The 23,999-nt window shown below is 56.0% G+C and carries 16 protein-coding genes; 9 read left to right on the top strand and 7 right to left on the bottom strand.

Going from position 1 to position 23,999, the window contains the following annotated elements; all coding sequences use genetic code 11:
* Positions 1-27 precede the first annotated feature (27 nt).
* Positions 28-843, bottom strand: a complete 816-nt coding sequence (locus AC1DWM_RS00290) for a helix-turn-helix domain-containing protein (RefSeq protein ID WP_477794389.1) — start codon at positions 841-843, stop codon at positions 28-30.
* Between the two features lie 241 nt (positions 844-1,084).
* Between AC1DWM_RS00290 and AC1DWM_RS00285 the strand changes: the two genes are divergently transcribed.
* Positions 1,085-1,360, top strand: a complete 276-nt coding sequence (locus tag AC1DWM_RS00285) for a DUF1652 domain-containing protein (protein ID WP_223512483.1) — start codon at positions 1,085-1,087, stop codon at positions 1,358-1,360.
* Positions 1,361-1,423: 63 nt separating this feature from the next.
* Here AC1DWM_RS00285 and AC1DWM_RS00280 read toward each other — a convergent pair whose 3' ends face one another.
* The gene (locus AC1DWM_RS00280; protein ID WP_477794388.1) at positions 1,424-3,895 is read right to left on the bottom strand and encodes a UvrD-helicase domain-containing protein; all 2,472 of its coding nucleotides are present in this window, start codon (positions 3,893-3,895) and stop codon (positions 1,424-1,426) included.
* Positions 3,896-4,131: 236 nt separating this feature from the next.
* Between AC1DWM_RS00280 and AC1DWM_RS00275 the strand changes: the two genes are divergently transcribed.
* Positions 4,132-4,827: a pirin family protein gene (locus AC1DWM_RS00275; protein WP_223512488.1), complete on the top strand. Its 696-nt coding sequence runs from the start codon at positions 4,132-4,134 to the stop codon at positions 4,825-4,827.
* Between the two features lie 183 nt (positions 4,828-5,010).
* Here AC1DWM_RS00275 and pgm read toward each other — a convergent pair whose 3' ends face one another.
* The 4 genes from pgm to AC1DWM_RS00255 all read right to left on the bottom strand — a co-directional run bounded on the left by pgm (position 5,011) and on the right by AC1DWM_RS00255 (position 11,280).
* The gene (gene pgm, locus AC1DWM_RS00270) at positions 5,011-6,657 is read right to left on the bottom strand and encodes a phosphoglucomutase (alpha-D-glucose-1,6-bisphosphate-dependent) (RefSeq protein WP_477794387.1); all 1,647 of its coding nucleotides are present in this window, start codon (positions 6,655-6,657) and stop codon (positions 5,011-5,013) included.
* Between the two features lie 111 nt (positions 6,658-6,768).
* Complete coding sequence (locus tag AC1DWM_RS00265; RefSeq protein ID WP_223512493.1) at positions 6,769-8,169, bottom strand: aminotransferase-like domain-containing protein; 1,401 nt, start codon at positions 8,167-8,169, stop codon at positions 6,769-6,771.
* Between the two features lie 67 nt (positions 8,170-8,236).
* Positions 8,237-9,697: a hypothetical protein gene (locus tag AC1DWM_RS00260; RefSeq protein WP_223512496.1), complete on the bottom strand. Its 1,461-nt coding sequence runs from the start codon at positions 9,695-9,697 to the stop codon at positions 8,237-8,239.
* A gap of 560 nt (positions 9,698-10,257) precedes the next feature.
* Positions 10,258-11,280 carry a zinc-dependent alcohol dehydrogenase family protein gene (locus tag AC1DWM_RS00255; protein ID WP_223512499.1) on the bottom strand — a complete coding sequence of 341 codons (1,023 nt, stop codon included), beginning with the start codon at positions 11,278-11,280 and terminating at the stop codon, positions 10,258-10,260.
* 269 nt (positions 11,281-11,549) lie between these two features.
* Between AC1DWM_RS00255 and AC1DWM_RS00250 the strand changes: the two genes are divergently transcribed.
* The 7 genes from AC1DWM_RS00250 (at position 11,550) to AC1DWM_RS00220 (ending at position 22,224) form a co-directional block, all read left to right on the top strand.
* On the top strand, positions 11,550-12,464 hold the full coding sequence (locus AC1DWM_RS00250; RefSeq protein WP_477794386.1) for a LysR family transcriptional regulator: 915 nt from the start codon (positions 11,550-11,552) through the stop codon (positions 12,462-12,464).
* Between the two features lie 294 nt (positions 12,465-12,758).
* On the top strand, positions 12,759-14,450 hold the full coding sequence (locus tag AC1DWM_RS00245) for a HamA C-terminal domain-containing protein (protein ID WP_477783598.1): 1,692 nt from the start codon (positions 12,759-12,761) through the stop codon (positions 14,448-14,450).
* Position 14,451: 1 nt separating this feature from the next.
* Positions 14,452-16,596, top strand: a complete 2,145-nt coding sequence (locus AC1DWM_RS00240) for a DEAD/DEAH box helicase (protein WP_477786959.1) — start codon at positions 14,452-14,454, stop codon at positions 16,594-16,596.
* Positions 16,597-16,847: 251 nt separating this feature from the next.
* Entirely contained in the window at positions 16,848-19,049 is a 2,202-nt protein-coding gene (locus AC1DWM_RS00235) for an AAA family ATPase (RefSeq protein ID WP_477783464.1), read from the top strand.
* On the top strand, positions 19,046-19,942 hold the full coding sequence (locus AC1DWM_RS00230) for an HNH endonuclease family protein (protein WP_477783465.1): 897 nt from the start codon (positions 19,046-19,048) through the stop codon (positions 19,940-19,942). The genes AC1DWM_RS00235 and AC1DWM_RS00230 overlap by 4 nt, the downstream gene beginning before the upstream one ends.
* A gap of 264 nt (positions 19,943-20,206) precedes the next feature.
* Entirely contained in the window at positions 20,207-21,085 is an 879-nt protein-coding gene (locus AC1DWM_RS00225; RefSeq protein ID WP_477783466.1) for a hypothetical protein, read from the top strand.
* A 164-nt stretch (positions 21,086-21,249) separates the two neighbouring features.
* Positions 21,250-22,224: a hypothetical protein gene (locus tag AC1DWM_RS00220; protein WP_477783467.1), complete on the top strand. Its 975-nt coding sequence runs from the start codon at positions 21,250-21,252 to the stop codon at positions 22,222-22,224.
* Between the two features lie 686 nt (positions 22,225-22,910).
* Here the strand turns inward: AC1DWM_RS00220 and AC1DWM_RS00215 are convergent.
* Positions 22,911-23,954 carry a GlxA family transcriptional regulator gene (locus AC1DWM_RS00215; protein WP_411741833.1) on the bottom strand — a complete coding sequence of 348 codons (1,044 nt, stop codon included), beginning with the start codon at positions 23,952-23,954 and terminating at the stop codon, positions 22,911-22,913.
* Positions 23,955-23,999 lie beyond the last annotated feature (45 nt).

The following is a 23,999-nucleotide window of genomic DNA, read 5'->3' as shown; positions in this document are numbered from 1 at the left end:
CGATGGCGTCGATCCTAGTGCGTGGGCTCAGGGGCTGTCTTGCGCGCGTGCACGCAAGGAAATTTGTTTGGTGTACGCCTTGGGCGTCAGACCGGTGTGCTGGCGAAAACAGGTGTAAAACGCCGACAGCGAATTGAAGCCCGCGGCAAATGCCAGCTCGTCGACGCGTATCGGCGGTGTGGCGGTGTCCAGCGTGCCGAGCAAATGCTGCAGGCGCGCCTGGTTAACATAGCGATAGAAACTCTGGCCCAGCACTTGATTCAACAGGTAGGAAATCTGGTTGCGACTGTAGCCGCACTCCTTCGCTACCCGTTGCAGGTCGAGCTCGGGGTCCAGATAAGGTTGCTGGTGCTGGAAATACTGTTGCAAGTCATCGGCCATGAAACTCAACTGGCGCGGGGACAGGCCGAGTCGACTGACGGCCGGACGCAGCGTTTTGGTTGCCTTGCGAAGCGGCTGCTCGTGGACCAGCGTGGCGTATTCGTTGACCCGCCAGATCAACCCGTCACGGACTGTGATCGCCTCGCTGGTATGAAAGGACACCAGCCCCTCACCGCCACGCAACGTCATCCGGTACTGAATAAATGCGGTGTTGCCATCCAGGCGAATTCGGTCCGAATGTTCCAGCGCTTCGTCCAGGTTGCGAGGCATGCTCACGCGCACGTACTCGCGCAGATCGTCGAGCCCCATCACGCGGTTCTGGAAAAAATCGTGGTACTGGATGTCTGGGTGATAAAGCGCCATGACGCCGTCCAGGTCACGGTGTTTCCAGCACAAGTGGTAGCGCATGACCGTCTCGCCCGTGGCCCGGGTTTGCTGCGGCCCATCATCATCGGGGTGCATAAAGGTCTCGATGGGAAAACGCCGAGCTTGCCGAAGTTCTGCACCGGGTTCAATGGCTGAAAAAATGGTCAGGTGACCTTCATCAAATAAACTCTACGAACCGCCCAACGGCCGAAAAAAAATCACATGGATTTCACATTCGAGTGCTACTTTTAAAAGCAGTCATCGGTTGAGCCATTGAAGGCTCTTCCCCTCCTAACATGAGCTAAAGGAAGCGCTCGATGAAGAAGGCGGGCTACATATGAATAAAGGGTATTTCAGCAAAGTTACGTTTCCAAACGCCTGCCAGCTGATGCGCTGGCATTTTCATCCCATGGGATTTGAGGCGAGCATGGACGCGCCGGGCAGCATGATCGCCCGGTTGTTTGATCGTGCCAGTGGCGAGACCATGATCGCCATTGCCGGTATTCCTTGCGCAACGGTCATGAATGCGGCGGATGTCGAACGAATCATTGAAGCCGTCGAGGATGAACTTGAGGCATTTATTCCACCTATGGCCCTCAAAAGCTATGCCTGAAGGCCGAACAGCCCAATAAAAAGCCCACTTTGTGTGGGCTTTTTATTGGGCGACGACTCAGGGTTACGCCAGTTTCTGAGTAACCCGATGATCAGCAAAAAACGCTTTCCCTTTGCCGATCCGGTCCGACGCCTTGGGCATGTTCACAGCCGTGTCCTGCCCCTCGACATACCAGTAGCAATGGCTCACTGCCCGGGTGATGCCGACGTAAGCCAGTCGCAGGATTTCGTCTTTTTGTGCGCTGTCATACGGCTCACTGTCACCGGCCTTGCCAAGTCCCGCCATGCGGTAAACCTGGTTTTTGTAGGGGGAACTGGTCAGATGCTGACAATCACCCAGCAAGAACACCGCGTCGGCCTGCAAGCCTTTGGCGCTGTGATAGGTCAACTGTTTGAGCCGGCGGTTTTCATACGGCAAGCTCGAATCAACATTAACAACAGGTTGAATATGCTGTTCAATCAATAACTTATCGCTACTTTTTCGATAAAGCATCAAGATTGAATCACCCTTCCGGTAATGCTCCATCAGGCGCTGGGCCATGCCTTGATCGTCCCGGTCCAGAACGTTTACCGGCAGCAGCGGCTTAGGCTCGCCGCTGGCTTTGGCTTTCTTGCCCGCGATGGCCGGTGCTGCGCGAACGATATGCTCGGCAGCGTCGATGATGTGTTGATGACTGCGATAGTTGTCGCTGAGCATGACTTTGGTGGTGCTTGGCGATGGGAACTCTTTATTGAATTCCATGAAATACGTCGGCGAACTGCCCCGCCAGCCATAAATGGACTGCCAGTCATCCCCCACGCAAAGCAAAGACGAGCGTTGCGCCCCCCGCCCGACATGCATCGCCGGACCTCGACTGCGGATCTCGGCCAGACTGGCGCGAATCCAGGAAACGATCTGTGGCGATACGTCCTGAAATTCATCGATCATCAGGTGTGACAGTGTCCGCAGCAACTCATCGCTGAGCAGTTTCAGGTTTTCCGGGGAGTGCTCGCTGAACAAGGCGAACATGCGGTTGTAGGTCATCACCGGCGGTTTTTGATCAAGCAGATGATCTTCCAGCGCCCGCCAAAACAGGCTCAAGGCCTCGAAGAAGAACCGGTCGGGGTCGTCCTTGGCGAAACTCATCTGGCCAACGGCGTGCGGAACATCCAGCCCCAGGTTTTCAATAAACCCGGCTGCCGCGACAAAACAGTCCAGCAAGGGTGCAGAAGCCAGTTCGCCTTTAACCTTGTAATCAAAGCCCGGCCCCGCACTGGCATCGCCTGCCAAAGAGGCCAAAACCCGCTTTGATGATTCGTAACTATCTAGCCATATCAATGGTTTACGACAGAAAGCTTGAAACAGTGTGCGCTTTACCGCCCATTCCGCCCGGACGGTCAGCTTGGCATTCGGGCGGCAAACCTGCGGATTCTCCCGAGGATCGAAACCCAATACGACCCAGGCATCCAGGCTCGGGATGTAGCCGTGGCAACGGAACGTCGAGCCATTGATATCGAACGAGTGCCGATTGGGTTCAATCCCCTTGATTGGCCAGGCGCCGGCGCGAAACCACAGGTCTTCAATGACGTCACAGAGTTCTTCATCGCGCTTGGCCGCCAGCTCGGTCACGGCCACGCGTTTTTGCACATCTGGGTGGTCGCGCTCCAGCTCCTTGAGTTGTAAGGCGTGGCGGGACAAAGGCTTGATCAACTCGCGAAAGCGCTGATCGCGGGTGTGCAACTGGTGGTAACAGGCATTGAGCTGCTGACGCTGAGCATCATTGATACGCAGGTCGAACGGGTTGCTGTCGACCTCTTCCTCACCGTTTTGCACGCGGTTGCTGAGGTTTTCGAATGCTTGCAGACGCTCGAACCCCGGCAGGCTGCGAACCATCGGCAGAATGCGCGAGTGGAAGGTACGCACCAGATCACGCGCCTCTTTCAGGCTCAGTGGACGGCCCCACAACGCAAACAGCTCGATCAGTTTGTTAATGAAGTCTTTGCGCGATTCGCGGGTAAAGGTCACCACCGTCATTGAGCCTAACTCGAAACCCAAATAGTGGGTCAGCAATACAATACGCAGCACCAGCGTGGTCGATTTGCCGGCCCCCGCTCCGGCAATCACCGACGTCGACGGCGTGTCGCTGAAGATCATCTTCCACTGTGCAACGCTTGGCTGGGCATGGGGTGGCAGCAGTCGGGCAACATCGGCCTTCATGCGCTTCTTCAGTTCAGCGCTCAATGGCAGGCGCCAATCGTCAAACAGGTTGTCATCGACATTGGGCGGCCGATGCTCGGTTGAGCGTGAATCGCGGATCAGCAGGACCTGTCGGCCCTCTTCCAGCCCCTCGAGTTTTCCCTCTTTAAAGCCGTAATCAAACCCCGCACTGTGACCGCTGCGAAAGCCGTCTGCCTGCCCGTGCAACCAGGACGCGCGGTGCTGCGCGCGCAGGCGGGTCAAGCCATGACCGAAGAATCGGGCGGCCAGGCGCTTGAGCAGCGGCATCTCGGCCAAGGGGCGAAGTTCGGGAGGAAGATCGGGGGTGTGTTGCGGCACGCGGGCTGACTCCAGGGTGTGAGGCTGTTGAGGGCTATGGTGTCTGCATTTGCACTTGAGTTCTAGTGAAATGCTTTGAGGTCATTGGCTTATGCGATGAAGTGAAAGCTGGACGAGAACATTTCGAGGGCATTTCACATCAACTAATTAGATTGTAATAAGGCATTTTTTACGCTTTTTATCGATGTATGCCTGATAGATGATGCTCGCCATCAACCCCCTTTCAGGAGACGACCATGCTCGAACTCAGACCCTTCAGCTCCCTGGGCGGCGCCCATCACGGCTGGTTGGATGCCCATCATCACTTTTCGTTCGCCGAGTACCATGACCCCAAGCGCATGAACTGGGGCAACTTGCGAGTGTGGAACGATGACGTGATTGCCTCCGGCACCGGGTTCCCAAAACACCCGCATCGGGATATGGAGATCATTACCTACGTCCGTGAAGGTGCGATTACTCACGAAGACAACCTGGGTAACAAGGGCCGCACCGAGGCAGGCGACGTTCAAGTCATGAGCGCTGGCACCGGCATTGCTCACAGCGAATACAACCTGGAAGCGACCGCGACCAAGATCTTCCAGATCTGGATTATTCCGAACGAATCCGGTCTTGCACCGTCCTGGGGCGCCAAGCCGTTCCCGAAAGGTGAGCGTGAAGGCTTCGTGACCCTGGCCAGCGGTAAATCCGGCGATGATCAGAGCCTTCGAATCCGCGCCGATGCGCGCCTGGTGGCGGCGAACCTCAAGGCCGGTGAATCCGCAGAGTATCGCTTGGATAGCGGTCGCCGCGCCTACCTGGTCCCGGCCACTGGCGTAATTGAAGTCAATGGCTTACGTGCGCAAGCTCGAGACGGTGTTGCTGTAGCCGATGAGCAGGTGTTGCGAGTGACGGCGATTGAGGACAGCGAAATCGTCCTGGTCGACCTGGCTTGATCCGGTAAACGGCAGACAAAAAAAGGGGCGACCGTGATGGTCGCCCCTTTTTTTGGATTTTTGGTGCCTGGACTGAAGCCATCGCGGGCAAGCCCGGCTCCCACAGTGTCGGGGTCGAACACAAAATTTGTGTTCACCACTGAACCTGTGGGAGCCGGGCTTGCCCGCGATGGGGGTCGTCAATCACTTCGCAGAAATGGCGCCATCCACCAGTGTCTGCGCTTCGGCCACCAACTGCTTGAGGTGGTCATCACCGACAAAGCTTTCGGCGTAGATCTTGTAGATGTCTTCAGTGCCCGACGGACGTGCCGCGAACCAGCCATTTTCGGTCATGACCTTCAGGCCGCCAATGGCCTGGTCATTGCCCGGCGCATGGCTGAGGATACTCTGGATCGCCTCGCCCGCCAGTTGAGTCGAGGTTACCTGATCCGGCGACAGCTTGCTCAGCAAGGCTTTCTGTTCAGGGTTGGCCTTGGCATCCACGCGTACCGAGAACGGCTCGCCGAGTTCGTCGGTCAACGCGCGATAGGCCTGACTTGGATCGCGGCCAGTGCGAGCGGTCATTTCGGCTGCCAGCAACGCCGGGATCAAACCATCCTTGTCGGTGCACCAGACGCCGCCGTCCTTGCGCAGGAACGAGGCGCCAGCACTTTCTTCACCGCCAAAGCCCAGTGAGCCGTCAAACAGCCCGTCAGCAAACCATTTGAAGCCGACCGGCACTTCATACAAACGACGACCCAGACGCTTGGCCACGCGATCAATCAAGCCGCTGCTGACCACGGTTTTGCCCACGGCAGCATCGGCGCGCCACAGCGGGCGGTTCTGGAACAGGTAGTCGATCGATACCGCGAGGTAATTGTTAGGCGCCAGCAAACCACCGGACGGCGTGACGATGCCATGGCGGTCGTGATCCGGGTCGCAGGCAAAGGCCACGTCAAAGCGTTCTTTCAGGCCGATCAGGCCTTGCATCGCGTGGGTGGACGATGGGTCCATACGGATTTGACCGTCCCAGTCGACGGTCATGAAGCGGAACGTCGGATCGACCTGCTTGTTGACCACGTCGAGGTCCAGACGGTAGTGCTCGGCAATCGCCGACCAGTAGCGCACCCCTGCTCCGCCCAACGGATCAACGCCCAGACGCAGCTTGGCATCACGGATGGCGTCGAAGTCGATTACGTTGATCAGATCGGCCACGTAGGTGTTCAGGTAATCGTGACGATGGGTCGTGCTGGCTTTCAGCGCCTGCTCGTAACTGATGCGTTTGACGCCGGCGAGTTTGGCCGCCAGCAGTTCGTTGGCCTTTGCCTCGATCCACTTGGTGATATGGGTATCGGCCGGGCCACCGTTGGTGGGGTTGTATTTGTAACCACCGCTTTGCGGCGGGTTGTGCGACGGCGTGATAACGATACCGTCCGCCAGCCCCGAAGTACGGCCACGGTTGTAGCAAAGAATCGCGTGGGAAATGGCCGGGGTCGGTGTGTATTCATCACCTTCGGCAATCATCACAGTGACGCCGTTAGCGGCCAATACTTCCAGCGCACTGGCACCCGCTGGCGTGGACAGTGCATGAGTGTCGATCCCGACGAACAACGGGCCGTCGATACCCTGGGCTTCGCGATACAGGCAAATCGCCTGGCTGATGGCCAGAACGTGCCATTCGTTGAAACTCAGGTCGAACGAACTGCCTCGGTGTCCGGACGTGCCAAAGGCTACACGCTGGGTAGAGATGGCGGCGTCAGGCTGGCCGGTGTAATAGGCCGTTACCAGTCGCGGGATGTCGACCAACAATTCTGCCGGTGCCGGTTTGCCCGCAAAAGCACTGAGTGTCATGCAAAACCTCTGGAATAGACTGGTTCAGGAATTGGAACGCAGTTTACTGGCAGTTTGACCGCAACGCGATGGGATCGATTCAAGATGATTCACGATGTTTGACCGCATCGTTCAATCGGTGGCCTCCAGACGCAAGGCATCCCCCAGCAGACCCAGTGCAACGGCAAGGTCATGCTCACCGCCAAAGGTATGGCTCAGCCGCAGGTGTTGCCCATGCAGGCCGCGCAAACTGAACAATTCCCCCGGCGCCACCACGACCTGCTGCTTGAGCAAGCGGTGGAACACGCCGCGCACATCGACCCGCCGCAACGAGCGCACCCAGACTGTTGCGCCGCCCTGGGGATCGACGAAATGCAAGGCGTCTGCCAGTCGCTCCTCCAGCAGTTGAGTCATCTGCACTTTGCGCTCCTTGAGCAGCCGACGCAGCACCAGTAAGTGCTGATCGATTCGTCCATTGTTGTACAGACGCGCGATGGCCTTCTGGCGGATCGGCGATAACCGGAACGATCGCAGCAAAAAGTGCCGCTGCAGCTCACCTCGCAGTTGCCGCGAAAGCAGATAGCCATAGGGCGCTTCAGGCCCGATGACCTTCTCGAACGTGGAGAACACGATCAAGCGCTCCGGGTCCAGCCAATCACGAAACCGTGGCCGGCCGTGTTCAAATTCGAGTTCGCCGTGACAATCATTTTCCAACACCCAACTGCCGTGCCGTTCCAGCAACTGCGCCGTGGATTGTCGATTGCTGTCGCAGGCCACACTGCCGCGCGGCATGTTCAGGCCGGATGACAGCATCACCAGCCTCACCGGTTCGGTTTCCAGCAGCATCTGCAGATGATCCAGGTCCAGCCCGCCATCAGCTTGCAATGCCAACTCGATGACCTGCACGTCGGCGTCCCGGAACAATCGCAGGATCGCCCAGTCGCACGGCGACTCCACCACGACCGTGGCGTCTTTGAGGCACAGCACCGCGATCAATATTTCCAGTACGCCACGCAGATCAGCACCGATGTAGACATCGTCGGCGTGCCAACAGCGCGCTGGAGAGGACGTGTAACGAGCCGCCAGGGCGGCGCGCAGTTCCCGCTCGCCACAGGGTTGAGAGGTGGGTTGCGGCTGGCGTGGATACTGGCGCAACAGTTCTCTCTCAAGCAGCAAAAGCGGGCTGTCCAACGGTTGCAGCAGTGCAGGCTCATCAGCGCTCAATACCAGCATTCCAGGGCGTCTGGCATTCACATAGACCGTCTCCAGCAGGTCATTGCCGCTGCAAGGTGGCCGGATGAACGACACCGGCAGTGCGTAATAACCGGACTTGGCCACCGAATAGACGCGCCCTTCCTTTTCCAGCAGCGAATAGGCGTACTGAATGGTCGAAATCGAGACGCTCAGGCGGTCCGCCAACTGCCGTAACGAAGGGAGCCGCACACGGGTGTCGCTGACCGGTTCGCTGATCAGGTGGGTCAGGTAGCGGTACACCGCCTGATAAGCGAAGTCGGTTTCTCGGGGTCCTTTCATGGGCAATGGCCGAACATACTGAGCTCGCCCCACTGCAACTGAGTGCGCGTTATCAAGCCAGGCACTTTCAACGTCCCGTTGACCGTTCGCCCGTCATGGCGTCAATCGCCATCAGCTCTGCGTGCTGTCCCGTGTCCGCTGTTTCGGCGCTGGCCACCGGCCCCATGCGATATAGCGCACCGATCAGGCTAACGGGCAACCCGCTGACGTCGATCATCCATTGCAATACCTGCTCGGGCGCAGGCTTGCCCTGCATTGCCCGATGCAGTTCGGGCAAGGCCACGAGCATGCCGGGATGACACTGGCGTAGAAAACGTTCAAGCGACGCACCGTTCTCTACAAAGGGCGCAAACAGTAAACACACCAGTTGAGCTTCGTTGAGGCCGAGGTTTCTTTGCGCCTCGGCCTGCGCCAGTTCGCGCTGTTCCGACAGGGTTGCCGGGTTGCCGTACGTCTGCAATGCCTGGTCGCACACATGCTCTGAAAGTTGCTTGCGTTGCAACATGACTAATAGTCGCTGCAAATAATCGCTAATGCCGGCCTCGTATGTCCGCCCCTGCACGAACCTGGCTTGCAGCCCCCGCAGGTGTGCGGAAATCGAAAGGCTGGCGTAGTCGTTATCGCCGACCTGAGTCATCAGTCCGTCAGGTTGAAACTTGAGGAACTCGGTAAGCAGTGGCCAGCGCTCCTCCAGGTTGCTGACCAGCAGGTCGTGAATGTCGATGAATGTCGCGCGGCGACACGCCTCAAAACTTTCTGCGGGTCGCCACGCGGGCTGCTCATGACCGGGATAAAACTCGCGATAGCAATCGCTGCCCAGTTCATCAAGCCGCGCGAAGAGCTGCTCATAGCCGGTGTCAGCCTGCTCCGGCATCGGGAAGCCGGCCTTTGCCGCCGCACGGTTCAATCCCTCCATGAACTGCTTTTGCTGGCGCGGTGAATCGCTACTGACCATGGCATCGACGCCCCGTTCCCAGCGGGCGATTTGTCCGTAGAACTCGCCCGTTGCCAGGTAGCCGTCATCCCACAGATCCAGAGGGTCGTTCCAGGTTCGGCGGTGACCGACCATCAAGAGATTGAGTCGATTTGACTCGCGGCCGGCTTCAGAGACCCCGACCCCGTGATTGAACGGCAGGACCTCGCGGTTATCGACCATCAACACTTCAACCCGAGGATCATCGTAAAGAAACAACGCACTGCAACTGCGATGGATGTTTTCAAGGGCCATCGAGGCTGCGTCGTTCAAGCGCAAGGTCGCCACCCGCAGCTGGAATGTCGCGGGTGCCCGGCCGGCAATGCTCAATTGCGCGGCACGTAGCAGCGCAAGGGTATAGCAGCTGTCGCGGGTCCCGGACTGGATCGTCAGCACCTTGTACTCGCCAATACGTTCCATGCCACCTGCAGCGACCACCACGCGCTGAATCAACAGCTGCAATGCAGTGCGTTCGGCCCGCGAAAAGAAACTCAGCAATCGTTGCAATACTTGCTGATAAACATAGTTCATTGCCTGATCATGGGTATTGGTCATCATTGTTTACCTGTTACTCATAGGTTCGATGTCACGCAAACAACGCTTTGCATTGCGCAATCGGTTGCCCGTCATGATTAGAGTGTCGTGCTTGATATCAAATGCTAACACTTAGTCTTTAGTCATTATTTGAAACGATTAGAACGTGGCGACAAACCGCCTGGCGTCGACAGGCCTCCAGTCCCGGCAGAACGGGCGTCTGGCGACGGCGCGAGTGATCCTAGGAAATATCCGACAGCGTCCCACAGACAAGTAGCACGATAAATAAAGAAAGAAGTCACCCTAAGTTTTTCGGCAACTGTTCGATAACACGCCAATTGTTGAGTTTGTATTGCCGGGGCGCATTGAAAAGTATCTGCCCGATACCTGGCCATAGCTCATTCCTTGAGATGAAAGTAATCATTCAATTATCGGGGCTTATATGATGATTAGAAGATACAGATTGAGGGCAAAAACCAGTTCAGTTGCTGAACGGCCCCGTCATGGATTGACGGTGCGCCTCATTTTTCGGAGGGAGAATGAAAAAGTCCGTGCAAGCACGGACTTTTTTCTGGAGCGTGTTACGCAGGCTCAACCTGTAGGGCCACCCGCTCGCGGCATGGGCATTCGTCCATGTAGCGGTGTGCTTCGACAAACTCGGAAAACGGGAAGACCCGAGTCTTGAGCGGCAGTAGCACGCGGTCAGCGGTCAACTGGTTGATATCACGCAAGGCACGCTGCAGTGCGACCTGGTCCTGGATGATGCCCAATTCAGGCTTACCGGTGAAATTGCCGATACAGTGCACAAAGAACTGAATGTTCTTCTGGAACGCTGCACAAGCCGGAAACGGCGTCTGGTTACCGCCCTGCAAGCCGTACAACACCAGGCTGCCACGAGGCGCGAGCACGTCGCCGAGCAGCGACATCTGCGGACCACCCAACCCATCGAACACCACATCCACGCCGCGGTTGTCCGTGATTTTGTTGATCCGCATGAGCAGATCTTCTTCTTCAGTGACGATGACTTTCTCGGCACCCAGCGATAGCAGGTACTCACGTTCATCCGCCGTTTTGGTGGCGGCAATCACTCGTACGCCCAAGGCTTTGCCGAGCTGTACGAACGAAGGTCCGGCACAATGGCTGGCGTCGGTCACCAGGACAAATTGCCCGGGTTTGACCCGTGCCAGATCGTTGAGAGCGAAGTAAGCAACCAGCAGCGGTGTGTAATGCACGGCCGCTTCGATCGGACTCAGCACCTGCGGATAAAGGGTCAGTGACGAGCGTGGCAGAACAATCTGCTCGCCATACACAGGATAGTCGTTCGGGCTTTGGGCCGGGAAGCTGGCGACCTTGTCACCGACTGCCAAGTCATCGACGCCCTCGCCGAGCGCCGTAACGACACCGGACATTTCCTGGCCCAGACCTGAAGGCAGACGAGCGTGAGACGAAGCCAGGTTCTGACGCCAAAGCGTGTCGTACCAGCTGATGCCAATCGCCTCGACACGCACCTGCACTTCGCCCGGAGCAGGAAGCGCTGCCGCATGCTCTTCGCATTTGAGCACCTCGGCTGGACCAAACTTGTGAAAACGGATCGTGCGGGACATCGCAAACCTCGTCAAAGTAACCTCTAATGCCTTGAACTCTATCTGGGCTTTATACCCAAGACTATCCGTGGCTATTAATAGTCGACATGCCTGTCATTGATTCCGCAGCACCGCCGGCATCATCAAATGTCGTGAACATCGGAGCGGCCTTTCAGGAAAAACTGAATTACACGGTGCAGAGTAGCAGCCTTTCCCCGTAAGATTCATGCCGGCCATTGTTCTTATATGGCCGCTCTCGTCAAGCTTGATGACTCTGCCAGGGACTCCAGATGAATCGTAATGACCTGCGTCGTGTCGACCTGAACCTGTTGATCGTTTTCGAAACATTGATGCACGAGCGCAGCGTGACCCGCGCTGCGGAGAAACTGTTTCTCGGCCAGCCGGCCATCAGTGCGGCACTTTCACGCCTGCGCGGGCTGTTCGATGATCCGCTGTTCGTGCGCACCGGTCGCAGCATGGAACCGTCCGCACGGGCGATAGAAATCTTCGCCCTGCTCTCCCCCGCGCTGGACTCGATTTCCACGGCCGTCAGCCGTGCGGCGGAATTCGATCCGGCCACCAGCACCGCGGTGTTTCGCATTGGCCTGTCGGACGATGTCGAGTTTGCCCTGCTGCCGATGCTGCTCAAGCGCCTGCGTGCCGAATCGCCCGGGATCGTGCTGGTGGTGCGTCGCGCCAACTACATTCTGATGCCGAGCCTATTGGCCTCGGGCGAGATTTCCATCGGCGTCAGCTACACCGCCGACCTGCCGGCCAACGCCAAACGCAAAGTGCTGCGTCGCAGTATGCCGAAGCTGTTGCGGGCCGACACCGTGCCTGGGCCGTTGAGCCTGGATGACTTCTGCGCCCGGCCGCATGCGTTGGTGTCGTTCGCGGGTGACCTGAGCGGTTTTATCGATGAAGAACTGGAAAAACTCGGGCGCAAACGCCATGTCGTGCTCGCGGTACCGCAGTTCAACGGGCTGAGCTCGCTGCTGAGCGGCACCGATATTGTGGCGACGGTGCCTGACTATACGGCCGACGCGCTAACCGCGGCTGGTGGTGTCCGGGCTGAAGATCCGCCGCTGCCGGTACGCAGTTTTGAATTGCACATGGCTTGGCGCGGATCGCAGGACAATGATCCGGGCGAGCGTTGGTTGCGCTCGCGGATTCAGATGTTTTTTGGCGATCCTGAGAGTCTTTAGGCGTCGTCGGGCGGGCTGTTCAGCTGATCATTTCTGCCTTTTCACAGACCATCGAGATCCATCCACTTCCAGAAGATGAGGCTCCCGGGGGCATATCTGAGGGCAAGCTATGGATGGTTTGAAAAGGATGCCCCCAGCCTAACGCCCAACAGTTCCCTTCTCGAAAAGTCACCCTTTGCTGTTCCCAACCACCGTCGAGCGCTATTCGATCACCTCAGTTAATGGCTGACCCTCCGTACGAGAACAAGTGGGGATAGTCGAGTGATCGCCAATGATGGTAGCGTGGAGCCATCAATGGATGTATCCGTAAGCTTGCGCTTGCTCTTCACAAGCCCGGCCGCCAACCTTCTTCATCGATACAAGGACGTCATGGTGAGTATTCCAAGCCCATCAAATAAAGGTGGGCCAGCAGCTCGACAAGGTTTCAAATACCAGGATCACGTCGCCGTTGCGTTTATTTTGAAGATGCTGCGTGACAGTACCTATCTCCAAGTGGAATGCGAAACCGCTGATGACATCGTCGCGGTTTCTGAGAATGCAGGGGAAACTGTCAATGAGTACATTCAGGTCAAGACCACCGAAAGTGATAAGAAGTGGAACCTGACCGAGTGCACCGCCCTGGAGAAGCAGAAAGCTGACTCCTCCCTGTTTCAGAAATCATTAAAATGCGATGTGCGACCGGGCATAGCCTGCTTCAGGATCGTGTCCAAACGCGATATCGCAAAGGCGCTGGAGTATTTCGCCAAGGAACTGGACAGACGGGTTATCCCGGACCTAGCCACCCAGCGAGGGCGGACGCTGGCCAAGCAGCTCAAGACCGTGTCTGTCAGAGGGCGGGACTTTTCCTATTGGGCAGACAACTTCGTCTGGCAAGTTTGCGGTGATGTTTCGTCGCTGGAGGCAACGAATCTACGTGTCCTTGCTGAGGTTATCGATCTGTATGGGGAGACCCCTTCTCATCGCCAGCAGAAAGAGATCTACGATGCCTTCCTGGCTTGGGCCGACGACGCTGCAACTGCTGATGTCAAAACCTTGCCCGAGAAGAAAATAATCCGCCGTGAGGCAGCCCTCGCGCGACTGAACGCACTACTTGGTGCAGCTGCTAAGCACTCTGCCGCCTTTGCCAAACCATACAAGACCAAGCCCGATCCGTTCCTGGTGGAGTTCCATACGACCACAGAGGATGGTTTGCTACGTACCCTTTCTGGGTTTGACGTCGAGTACGATTTCGAGGAATGGCGAGCCCAACAACTAGCGGAGCACTTGCTGCAGTGGCTGCCTGAATTCTGTCTACGTGCGAGCGAAATCGCCAATTTCCAGATACACCACACGCCAACGGCATTGGCGCGATCCATCAACACGTTGACCCAAGCCGCCGTACCTCGGGATCGATTGATTGCAGAGTTGATATTGCATGCCATCCTGCGAAGTCGGGAAAACAGCGAGCCAATCGCATGTAAGGTTTTCTATGCGGTCAACGGCAAGCTTTCCGAGTTCGGCAATGCGCACATCGTCCAGAAACCGGGTGAAGCAGACCAGCTATGGCTTGGTTTGTCGCGGATGATTTCCACCGGAACGATGGATCAGACACTGAAAGAAATTTGCGATGTGCTCGATGCCACCATCTCCAGAGCGGCGCTAACTGAGGAGCGAGAGATCATCATCACGCTCCGCGAGCCTCATCACCACCTACCCACGGCCGAAGCCTTCAACAAGGCCTTGCACCGCAATGCTCCTGCGCAGGAAATGCTAAGTGTGTTGTGCTTCCCGATCCTGCTCGCCTACGACAGCGACGCGTTGTCCGAGGGGTACCTGTCTGATTATCTGGCCAACCTCAAGACAGAGGTTACCCAGCACTACAATGCGCTGGCCAATACATTACCGTCAAAAATCAAACAAGTCCGGGTAGTGGTCTTCCTGGTGCCGATCGAGAGCATCCACCAGCTCGTTCAGAAATTTAATGCGCTCTGCAAGGCTGCTAGCTGATATGAAATACGATCTCATCAAACAGCAGCTAGAGAACCTTTACGATCTCAAAAGTGACAAATCCGGCCTGCTCATTGGGATGAGCTCTATCGTGAACAAGGGTCATCCCGAATGGGAGGGCCGTGACTTGGTCATTCGGGCGCTTGACAAGTTCGAGCTGTTCGATGAAGTCGAACAGTCGTTGCTGCTCAGCCTAGTACGTACCGTTGGACTGTTCCCCTACATCACCCCACATGTGGAGAGCGTTTCGTTCCCCGACCGGTTGGCCTATGAGGTTCATCGAGTGGAAGGGATTGAGAAAGGCATGGTTTTTCATCGCCTGCAGGCACATGTTTTCCATTTGTTGATGCAAGGCAGAAACGTCGTACTAAGTGCCTCGACCAGCGTCGGTAAGAGCCTGGTGATTGATGCTGTCCTCGCACAGGGCAAGTTCCGAAAGGTTGTAGTGATCGTGCCTACGATCGCGCTCATTGATGAAACTCGCCGGCGGCTGGTCAGGCGCTTTCGTCAGCAGTGCAACATCATCACGCACCCTAGCCAAGCGGCAACAGATGCCCCTATTAATGTGTACTTGCTGACCCAGGAGAGGGTGCTCCAGCGTGATGACCTGGGTGATGTTGATTTCTTCGTCATTGACGAGTTCTACAAGCTCGACCTTGCCAGCGATTCTGACGAAAAGAATCGATCTATTGATCTCAGCCTTGCTTTTCACAAGCTTGCGAAACTGAATGCTCAGTTCTATCTACTCGGCCCACATATTCAGAACATCCAAGGCCTGGATGGGTATGAGTACAATTTCATTCCCTCGAACTTCTCGACCGTGGCAGTCGACGTGACGCACTACAACCTGCGAACGCGCGGCGACACGCGAAAGGATAAGCTTCTTGAGCTGTGCTCGCAGATCACCTCCCCTACCCTGATCTACTGCCAGTCACCGGCAAGCGCAAATCGGGTCGCGCAATATTTAATCGATGAGGGGGACTTCTCTGCGCTTGATGGCACCCGTGAAATTTCAGAATGGATTGCGGATAACTATCATCCTGCCTGGAACGTAGCGAAGGCGATTTCGCTAGGCATCGGCATTCACCACGGCGGTGTGCCAAGGGCCATCCAGCAATATTTTGTGAAGTTGTTCAACGAGCGAACCATTCGCTACATCATCTGCACGTCCACCATGATCGAGGGGGTGAACACGTCGGCAGAGAACGTCATCATCTATGACCGAAGAATCAACAACAGTCCCTTTGATTTTTTCACATTCAAGAATATTTCCGGGCGCGCCGGGCGAATGAATCAATACTTCATCGGTAAGGTTCATATGCTGGAGGAGCCACCAGAGGAGAAGAGCCTCATAGTCGAGTACCCAATCGGCTTGCAAGACGGGGCGTCCCCAATGGGACTGCTCATGAAACTCGAACCCGAATACCTCACCGACCAGTCACGGCAGCGTCTTGAGGCTGCCTATGCGACTCCTCAGCTGTCCGTCGCGACGCTGATCGAAAACAGGCACATTCCAGTCGAACGTCAGGTCGAATTGGCCGACCGAATTCTGCGAGAGCTCGCGCTGGGTAGCGTATGGCTCACGTGGAAAGGTAACCCCGAGCAAAAGCAACTTGAGTATCTCTGTACTCTGATCTATGAGCACCTTCCTCATCGGCTGCCGGAGTATGGTATCCATTCAGGGCTGCAACTCGCTTGGCATATCAATGCCCTCAGAGCACAGAAAGACTTCAAGGCCTATCTCCAGCAGGCGATTGATGAGGATGGCTCCGACCGGACTCCCAGCGAGTCGATAGGGCAACGGCTCAAGCTCATACGCAACGTCATTTCATACCGCCTTCCCCGAGACATCATGGCGCTGAGCAAAATCCAAGCGGACGTTTTGACCCGCAGGGGCATCGAGCCAGGGGACTTTGGCTTTTTCGCCGAACAGCTTGAAAACTTGTTCCATGATCCCCTGCTCACCGCTTTGGATGAGTACGGTGTACCGACCCAAATCTCCTCGAAATTCAAAGGGGCGATCTTACCTTCAGAAAACCTTACTCAACTACTCGACAAGTTACGCGCATGGGCACCTAGAATCGAATCAGCGCCGTTGACACACTTCGAAAAAAGCATCGTAAGGTGGGCTGTAGACGAAATCTAACAGGGAGTATTACGGCCACTCACCCGCACCCTGACGCCCTCTAGAGTCGTAGTGCGTGCTCTGAAGGATAAGAGATCTATTTCCCAAATTGCGTCGGCAAGCTCATATCACTTGGGCATGACAGATACCTTCACCTAACAACGCCTTCACTTATTATCAACCGCTCTCAAGCGGGCACAAAATCACTTGCCAACCGACTCGTTAGGGTTAATCGCCAACCACGGTGCGCAAGGAAAGGAGACACCACACCCATGATGAGAGTCTTACGCAAACGCGCTTCACTCCCTAGGCCACTGACCGACGAGCAGGTACGCAGAGCCAAGGAACGACTGGCTGACCATTACCGCCTACCTCCTGAAGAGCGCGCGCGTCGACGCCCACCACTTGAGCCCGACATTTGGAAATCTGCACTTGTCCAAGAGGCGCTGTACAGGGTTTTCCTCAGCAAATGTGCATATTGTGAGACCGCCCTCCATGGGAAGAACCCCACGGAGATTGTGCATCACAGACCGTTAAGTAATGCATTACAAAATGATCGGCGTGAAAGCGAAAGCCATAGTTCTGACCATTACAGTTGGTTCGCTTATGAGTGGGAGAACTTATTTCATTCCTGTGTCGAATGTAACCGCAGCAAACGCAACATATTTCCCGTGGAAGGCCCTCGCGCCAGAATCCGCAGCACTTGGTCGGAAACAGAGACCTTTGAACAGGCGCTGTTAATCAACCCCTGCAACACAGAACCCAATAAACACCTTCGCTTCGAGTTCAATGGAACGGCTATCGGCGTGGGCCCTGTAGGTCGAGGCACCATTGACACGCTTGCACTCAATCGAAGTGAACTGGTTTACGCCAGAGCAAAAAAACTTCAACGCTGCTTAGACCTGCTACAAATAGGAAGAGGCAGAGATTATCAAGGGGACTACGAAGAGTTCCGCACGGAACTGGAGGATAGTAGTGAATTCTCTGGCGTAGCCCGTATCTTTTTCTTTAATCTCATGTCTCGCTATGCCCAGTCAGCCAAGCTTGCCAAGCCAAAGTTAAAAAGCATCGAGGATGATGCCATCGAGTTAGTGTATGGCGCTGACGATCAACAATGGCAAGAGCTTCTGGACTCAGCGACGTCCCAAACCCTGTACGCACATGACGAGCCACTCGAGCTAGTTTCCGAGTTGCGCACGCTGCCGCTGCGCCCCGAGCCACGAACCTCACTCCTGCGCCGCATTAGCATCCGCAATTTCAAGGGTATTCCCCAGCTAGACCTCGATATTCCTGCCACGTCCCCAGATGAAGCGGGCGCGCCGTGTGCCACGTTGCTAGGAGAGAACTCCACCGGAAAAAGTACGACCCTCCAGGCTGTGGCGCTCAGCCTAATGGGCGATACCATGCGCACTCGGTTAGGAGTGTCTGCTGAAGACTTTCTTCCCCGTGAAGTGGAAGGATGGTATTTGAACGATACCGTTACCCCGGAGGTGGTTCTCGAGTTTGACACTGGCGAGCCGATTCGCTTCCACATCGACCCGTTGACCAAGCGCTTCGTCGGTGAAGAACAACCCGCGCTAGTGTTATTCGCCTTCGGTGCACGCCGGTTCTTCGGCAAAGAAACGACCCGTCGACAGCACATTTCGGCAGTAAAATCATTGTTCGACCCCTTTGCCAAACTGCCCCATCCAGGCCGTTGGTTACAGAGCCTTGATGACGCGAGCTTCGACGCCCTTGCACGTGCAATGCGAGAGGTACTGATCTTGAAGCACGACGACAACATCGGCAGGGACGCCGAGGGTCGACTCTACGTTCATGCGCACGGCCGTGAAACGCCCCTCGAGCGACTCAGCGATGGCTACCGTTCACTGATGGCCATGGTGTTGGCAGTGATGCGCGGCATGCTTGAGGAATGGGGGGATCTGGAATACGCGCGCGGGCTCGTGTTGATTGATGAAATCGAAACCCACTTGCACCCACGCTGGAAGCTGCAGGTGATGTCCGCCCTGCGAAGGGCGATGCCCAATGTGCAGTTTATTGTGACTACCCATGACCCACTCTGTTTACGTGGTATGCGCGGCGATGAAGTCAAGGTGCTTGTGCGAAACGAAACGCAAACTATCGAAGTCCTGAACGACCTGCCGGACGTCCGAGGGCTTCGTGCAGAACAGCTATTGACCTCTGACTATTTTGGTTTGTCGAGCACCGCCGACCCTGATCTGGAACAGGTGCTGGAACAAATCGCATTGCCTGCCCACGCTCGCTCTGCGCTGTCCCACCATGATCAGCGAACGCTTGGACATCTTCGTTGGCTCGGTGACACGCCTGCTGAACAGATCCTCAACGAAGCCCTGCGCCGCTTTATTGAGGAAATGAATGCGTCATCCGAGGTTGCTCGTGGTCAAGTCCGAGAGGAGGCCGTGCAAGGTGTACTGGCCAAGCTTAAGACCCTGCAACGGAGCCGCCGGCCATGAGGTGGGTAGATCGACGGGATGTTCCCGTCCCAGCATCCCTAGCCGGATCCACAAGCCTGGCCGCCCGCGAACGTGCTCGGGCGACCCAACACTTTAGGACTACTCCCACCACTAAGTTCAAATTCAAGGCCTATCGACAGGATGATGTTGCCACGGCATTAAATACGTTGTTCTTTGGCAAATGCGCCTATTGCGAGTCCAGCATTCGGGCCGTTCAACCGACCGATATTGAGCACTTCCGCCCGAAAGGACGCGTTGCTGGCTGCCCTGAGCACCCAGGGTATTGGTGGCTCGCCGCGCGCTGGGAAAACTTACTTGCCAGTTGCATCGATTGTAATCGACGACGCTACCAGGACGCTCAGCAAACCGAACAAACCCCACTGGAAGATGAGGTCGAGGGACAGTTTTATTTAGGTAAAGGCGATTTGTTTCCCATATTGGGGCCACAGCGCGCCTTTGGTGCGAGTGATGATCACGAAGCCGAAGACCCCGCGCTCATTGATCCTACTCGACGCGACCCCAAGCAGCACTTGAAGTGGATGCTGGAGCAAGAGCTGAGCGTGGTCGGACCTCAAGCGCATGCCGGTCAGATTGACCCCTACGGCCACCACACCTACCGAGTCTTTGGCCTGAACCGGCAGGGCTTGGTGGAGCAACGCACCGCACGCTGGCGTGAGATCAAAGCGCAGATCGCCACTATCGAGAGCCAACTCGACCTGGCCATCACCATGCCTGAGCCACATGCCACAAACTTGCAGAACCTGGCATTTCAGCAGGTTGATGCGCTTTACGCCTATGCGGCGCCTGATCAGCAATATTCGGCCATGGTGGAAGACTTGTTGGCTGCCGAAGTTGAGCGATTACTAGCGAAATACCAACGGTTGGGGGCATAGCTTGCCGAGCTTGTGCAGCCAGGGGAGGTCTAGGCGATTTGTAGTGGTCAACTGATCCCGGACACCAAAAGCATCGTAGATGCTCCACCGCAACCGTCAACAAGGGCATCTTGCTCGCGCCATGGCATAACATGATTTCGTCAAGACGTGTTCTACCGGACGGTTACTTTTTTCGCTTATAGGAGCTCTCCTCCGGCTTAGCGAAGGATACTCTCAAGCTGCGCAGTTGGCCTGGAGCTATCTGAGAATGAACAGGAAATAGCAATGATCAAATTCGTACATTTTGTAGACCGCAACGTGATCAGCCAAATCAAGGACCAGAAGCTTTCAGAGGAAGACGAGAGCCTTCTGCGGTCCCTTGATCGTAAGGACAGCCGTATTAGCCCGCTCATTGCATCGTTCGAGGGGCAGGTAGGCGTATTGCAGACAGTCGAACAGCTCAAGGAGTCGATAGCCAAGGATACGGTTGCGCTTTCAGGCTTCTTTAAGCATGCCTATACCGACGACATGGCAAGGATCGCGCATGGAGATCATCTTTACGCAATCGTTGATCGTCAACAGGAGCGCTGGAATACCTATGCCGAGTTTGTAGGCTTTGCCCAGCGCAGGTTGTTCCAACCGATTGGCAGAGACAAGTTCAAGGCCGTACAGCGTGAATTGATCGCTGAAGCGAGCCGGCTCGGAGTCTCCGTCGAAAGTATCTACTTTATTTGCGCACTCGCCTGTCTTTACCGTCAGGAGGATGCCCATGAGATTCTCAAACCATCCCTGAAAAAAGGCGGCACGCCAAACCGCGTCCACAATGCGATGCAGGATCTGGCCTCGATTGGGCTATACCATACGGTATCGATGATGCTCGGTCTGGAATCGCGGGGAATTCAGAACAGTTACATCACGTTTGACGGGTGGGTGAGGCGATTTATGTCTCTTACTAATGCGCGCCCTGGCGGGATGCTGCTTACAACCGAAATGGTCAGCCGAACGGATCTCGATATTAGCCATGACCTTTTCCCGGAAGCCTCGGAGGAGGAGTTCGCAGCTATTTGTGATCTGCTCCGTACCCCGGCGCCAGTGAGTTATGCACCACCTGGATATATTTCGCAGTTTCGGGCGAAGCTCAACTTTCCTCCGCAAAACCGCTGAATCATTCACGCGGATGCAATGTTACTCGCGCCGAACTGCCGGCGAGGCCCTCTGCCGACGCGGTGCTCTACATCCCAGGTTGGACGTTGCGCCTTCAGTACGGTGTGTCACCGCGTCTCACGCATCGAGCCTTGATTACTATTCATCAATAAGAAGTCGCTTCAATGAGCCAACAAACCGAAAATGACGTTAAAGCCATTCGACATGAGCTGCAGGGTGGAGAGGAGGATTTGGCGTACAACCGTCCCAGATCATTGAAATATTATGTTCGGGATATCCATCAGCAGCTCGGAGGATGGCTTTCCCACCAAGGCTATGCTGAGGACAGGCGCCGCTATGAGCTCAGTTGGGCGCTTGGGTTGGTTGGAGCTATCGGCGTTTTGCTCGCGATCACTCGTTCTGCCAATAGCGACATCGAGTGGGTGAGTGAGCACACTGTCGCATTTCGTCTGTGGGCCGTGGTCTTTTGCACGATCTTCATCGGCGTATCCTTTGAGCGATCAGCCGTCATCCGGTCTCTATGGAGCTTCGCGAGCACCAAGTTTCTAGTCTCCGTCATCCTTTCAGGGGTGGTGCTGTATTCAAGAGGGAACGCCGCAGCCTACGTGAATGGTGTCTTTCATGTGGATGCGTCGGCACTGCCGATCACGCTCGTGTTCACAACCGGGCTACTCATCATCAAACTTGTGCTCCCGTTCGTGCTCACCGCCGCTCTACTGCTTTCCTTGGCTCATGGGTTCATCAGCGCAGGCTGGATCAAAGGCAAGCTGGCAGGTGAGGCGCCTCACGAACCACCTTTGTATTCGGTTCTCGCCGTGCTCGTTTCTGGGGTGATCTTATATTTTGGTTGGGGCTGGTCCCACGACCAGATTGCAGACTCCAAAGTTCCGGAGAAAGTTTACCTGCTGGCGAATGCCCTGGATTTCAGTTACTCCCATGAGTGCGGCAACATAGCGCCTGACAGGCCAGTGGTCTTCCTGGGTGCGGCTCAAGAGGCTGTTTTGGTAGCGCCCTACAAGCTTTCCAGCTTCAACTTCGCTGAGTTCTTCGAGAAAACGGTCTCCGTGCCCACCAACTTCAATCGCTTGCGCTGCGAATACAAATCCGAGCCTGTAGCCGAGGGGCCTGAATTTGAGTAGACACGCTTAATGCCCGCTGCCGACTAGCGGGCATCCGCGATTCTGCTTCGGGGATTAACACAAACAGCACTCGAGATTGAAAGCTAAATGTCCGGGATCGAGAAGGTGACTTTGCCGGACGCTTACTTTGCTCCTAAAGTCGATAGCGACTGACACAAATTCCTGACGACCCTGCCGAGGAAACGAGCCCAATAGTCGCCAACGCGTAAGGAGATGAAACCTTTCATTGGCTATCTAGACCATTGCAATACTGGAGTCCGCCAGAAATCACCGTTCGCGATCGCTTGTTCACCCTGTGTCATGGGGGGCAAAACTGGGGGCATCACTCGTGCTTTACAACCAAAAAACACCGCCCTAGAGCCCAGTCAAAATGTTTTTTGGGGATCCTGAGAGCCTTTGAAAGAGGCTGGCATATCTCTCGTCGGGCGCATTAGCTGAATTTATTACCATCCAAACGTCCACTGCTGCCGATTGAGACCCGCTTTACTCTACCGCCATTTTTGGGGGCAAACTCTGTCCACTAAAAAGTATGCCCCCAACCATGATTTCCCACCTTGAGACATTACAAGACGAAAGCTTCGGTTTGGTATGGGCAACTGACTGCGCAGTCGGCCACTGCTATTCGCAGATCATCCCCACTAAATGAATCAGCAGCCCGCTTGTACGTTCATGACCATTGAGCATGCCTAAGCAGGCTCGTTAACTGGCGCGAAACGTTGTGCGTACTCCTTTGGACTCACCCCCATGCGTCGCACGAAGGCTTTTCTGAGCACGTCGACACTGTGGTAGCCGCATCGGCGCGCAATCTCTTCCATCGACCGCCTTCCCAGCTCTATTTGCCGACAGGCCGCTTCAACCCGGACGTCCTCGACGTACTTCGCAGGCGTTGTCTTGAATTCCCTCTGAAACATGCGGATCAAGGTCCTCACACTAGTCGCGAGCTTGTCTGCAAGTATCTCGACCGTAAGCTCCGAATGTAGATGCTCACTGATCCACACGCATAACTCATCGAGGTTCGAACCGGTCGCATGCTGCGACTGGAGAGCGACGCTGAACTGTGCCTGACCGCCAGGACGTCGCAGAAACAGGACCAGGTTCTTCGCGACCTCCAAAGCGATGTCGTCTCCCAGGTCTTCGCTGACCAAAGCGAGCGCAAGATCGATTCCCGCCGATATCCCAGCCGAGGTGTACAGGTTGCCGTCCTTGACCCAAATCGGGTTGGGATCTACCTGCACATTGGGATAGCGGTCAGCCAGGCTACGCGCCATCCGCCAGTGGGTCGTTGCCTTACGACCATCCAATAGCCCTGTCTCGGCCAGGGCGAACGCGCCGACACAGATCGAGCACACACGCCTGACGCTCTTGGCTCGCGTGCGGATCCACTCGATGGCGGACTGATCCAGCTGATCCATGGCTTTCCAGCCCGACGTCACGATCAACGTGTCGATGGCCTTGTTTTCAAGACGCTCCTGTTCAAGCGTCTTGTGCGCCATGAGTGCGATGCCGGTGCTGCTCTCCAGGTGTTCATTGGCGCCCGCGCAAACCAGCTCGAGTACGTAGGGAGCACAGTCGCCGCGGTGCAGATTGTTCGCATAGGCAAACACCTCTGCGGGGCCGATCACATCAAGCGAATCCACGGGAGGCAAACCCAAAATCACCACTCGTTTTTGCGCCACGCCGACAAAGGGATGGCTTGATTTCGTCGTTATTCTCACAGCGATCTCCCGCATTGACCTGACACGCATGTTGGCACAAATCATCTGAAAGTAGTCAAT

This window comes from Pseudomonas sp. P4_C8, assembly GCF_056401975.1.
This window is presented reverse-complemented; position numbering and strand designations above follow the sequence as displayed.

Bases quoted from the DNA above. Each gene is read 5' to 3' on its own strand.
- AC1DWM_RS00290 (WP_477794389.1), bottom strand. From the start codon at position 843: ATGCACCCCGATGATGATGGGCCGCAGCAAACCCGGGCCACGGGCGAG.
- AC1DWM_RS00285 (WP_223512483.1), top strand. From the start codon at position 1,085: ATGAATAAAGGGTATTTCAGCAAAGTTACGTTTCCAAACGCCTGCCAG.
- AC1DWM_RS00275 (WP_223512488.1), top strand. From the start codon at position 4,132: ATGCTCGAACTCAGACCCTTCAGCTCCCTGGGCGGCGCCCATCACGGC.
- pgm (WP_477794387.1), bottom strand. From the start codon at position 6,657: ATGACACTCAGTGCTTTTGCGGGCAAACCGGCACCGGCAGAATTGTTG.
- AC1DWM_RS00265 (WP_223512493.1), bottom strand. From the start codon at position 8,169: ATGAAAGGACCCCGAGAAACCGACTTCGCTTATCAGGCGGTGTACCGC.
- AC1DWM_RS00260 (WP_223512496.1), bottom strand. From the start codon at position 9,697: ATGACCAATACCCATGATCAGGCAATGAACTATGTTTATCAGCAAGTA.
- AC1DWM_RS00255 (WP_223512499.1), bottom strand. From the start codon at position 11,280: ATGTCCCGCACGATCCGTTTTCACAAGTTTGGTCCAGCCGAGGTGCTC.
- AC1DWM_RS00250 (WP_477794386.1), top strand. From the start codon at position 11,550: ATGAATCGTAATGACCTGCGTCGTGTCGACCTGAACCTGTTGATCGTT.
- AC1DWM_RS00245 (WP_477783598.1), top strand. From the start codon at position 12,759: ATGGATGTATCCGTAAGCTTGCGCTTGCTCTTCACAAGCCCGGCCGCC.
- AC1DWM_RS00240 (WP_477786959.1), top strand. From the start codon at position 14,452: ATGAAATACGATCTCATCAAACAGCAGCTAGAGAACCTTTACGATCTC.
- AC1DWM_RS00235 (WP_477783464.1), top strand. From the start codon at position 16,848: ATGATGAGAGTCTTACGCAAACGCGCTTCACTCCCTAGGCCACTGACC.
- AC1DWM_RS00230 (WP_477783465.1), top strand. From the start codon at position 19,046: ATGAGGTGGGTAGATCGACGGGATGTTCCCGTCCCAGCATCCCTAGCC.
- AC1DWM_RS00225 (WP_477783466.1), top strand. From the start codon at position 20,207: ATGATCAAATTCGTACATTTTGTAGACCGCAACGTGATCAGCCAAATC.
- AC1DWM_RS00220 (WP_477783467.1), top strand. From the start codon at position 21,250: ATGAGCCAACAAACCGAAAATGACGTTAAAGCCATTCGACATGAGCTG.
- AC1DWM_RS00215 (WP_411741833.1), bottom strand. From the start codon at position 23,954: ATGCGGGAGATCGCTGTGAGAATAACGACGAAATCAAGCCATCCCTTT.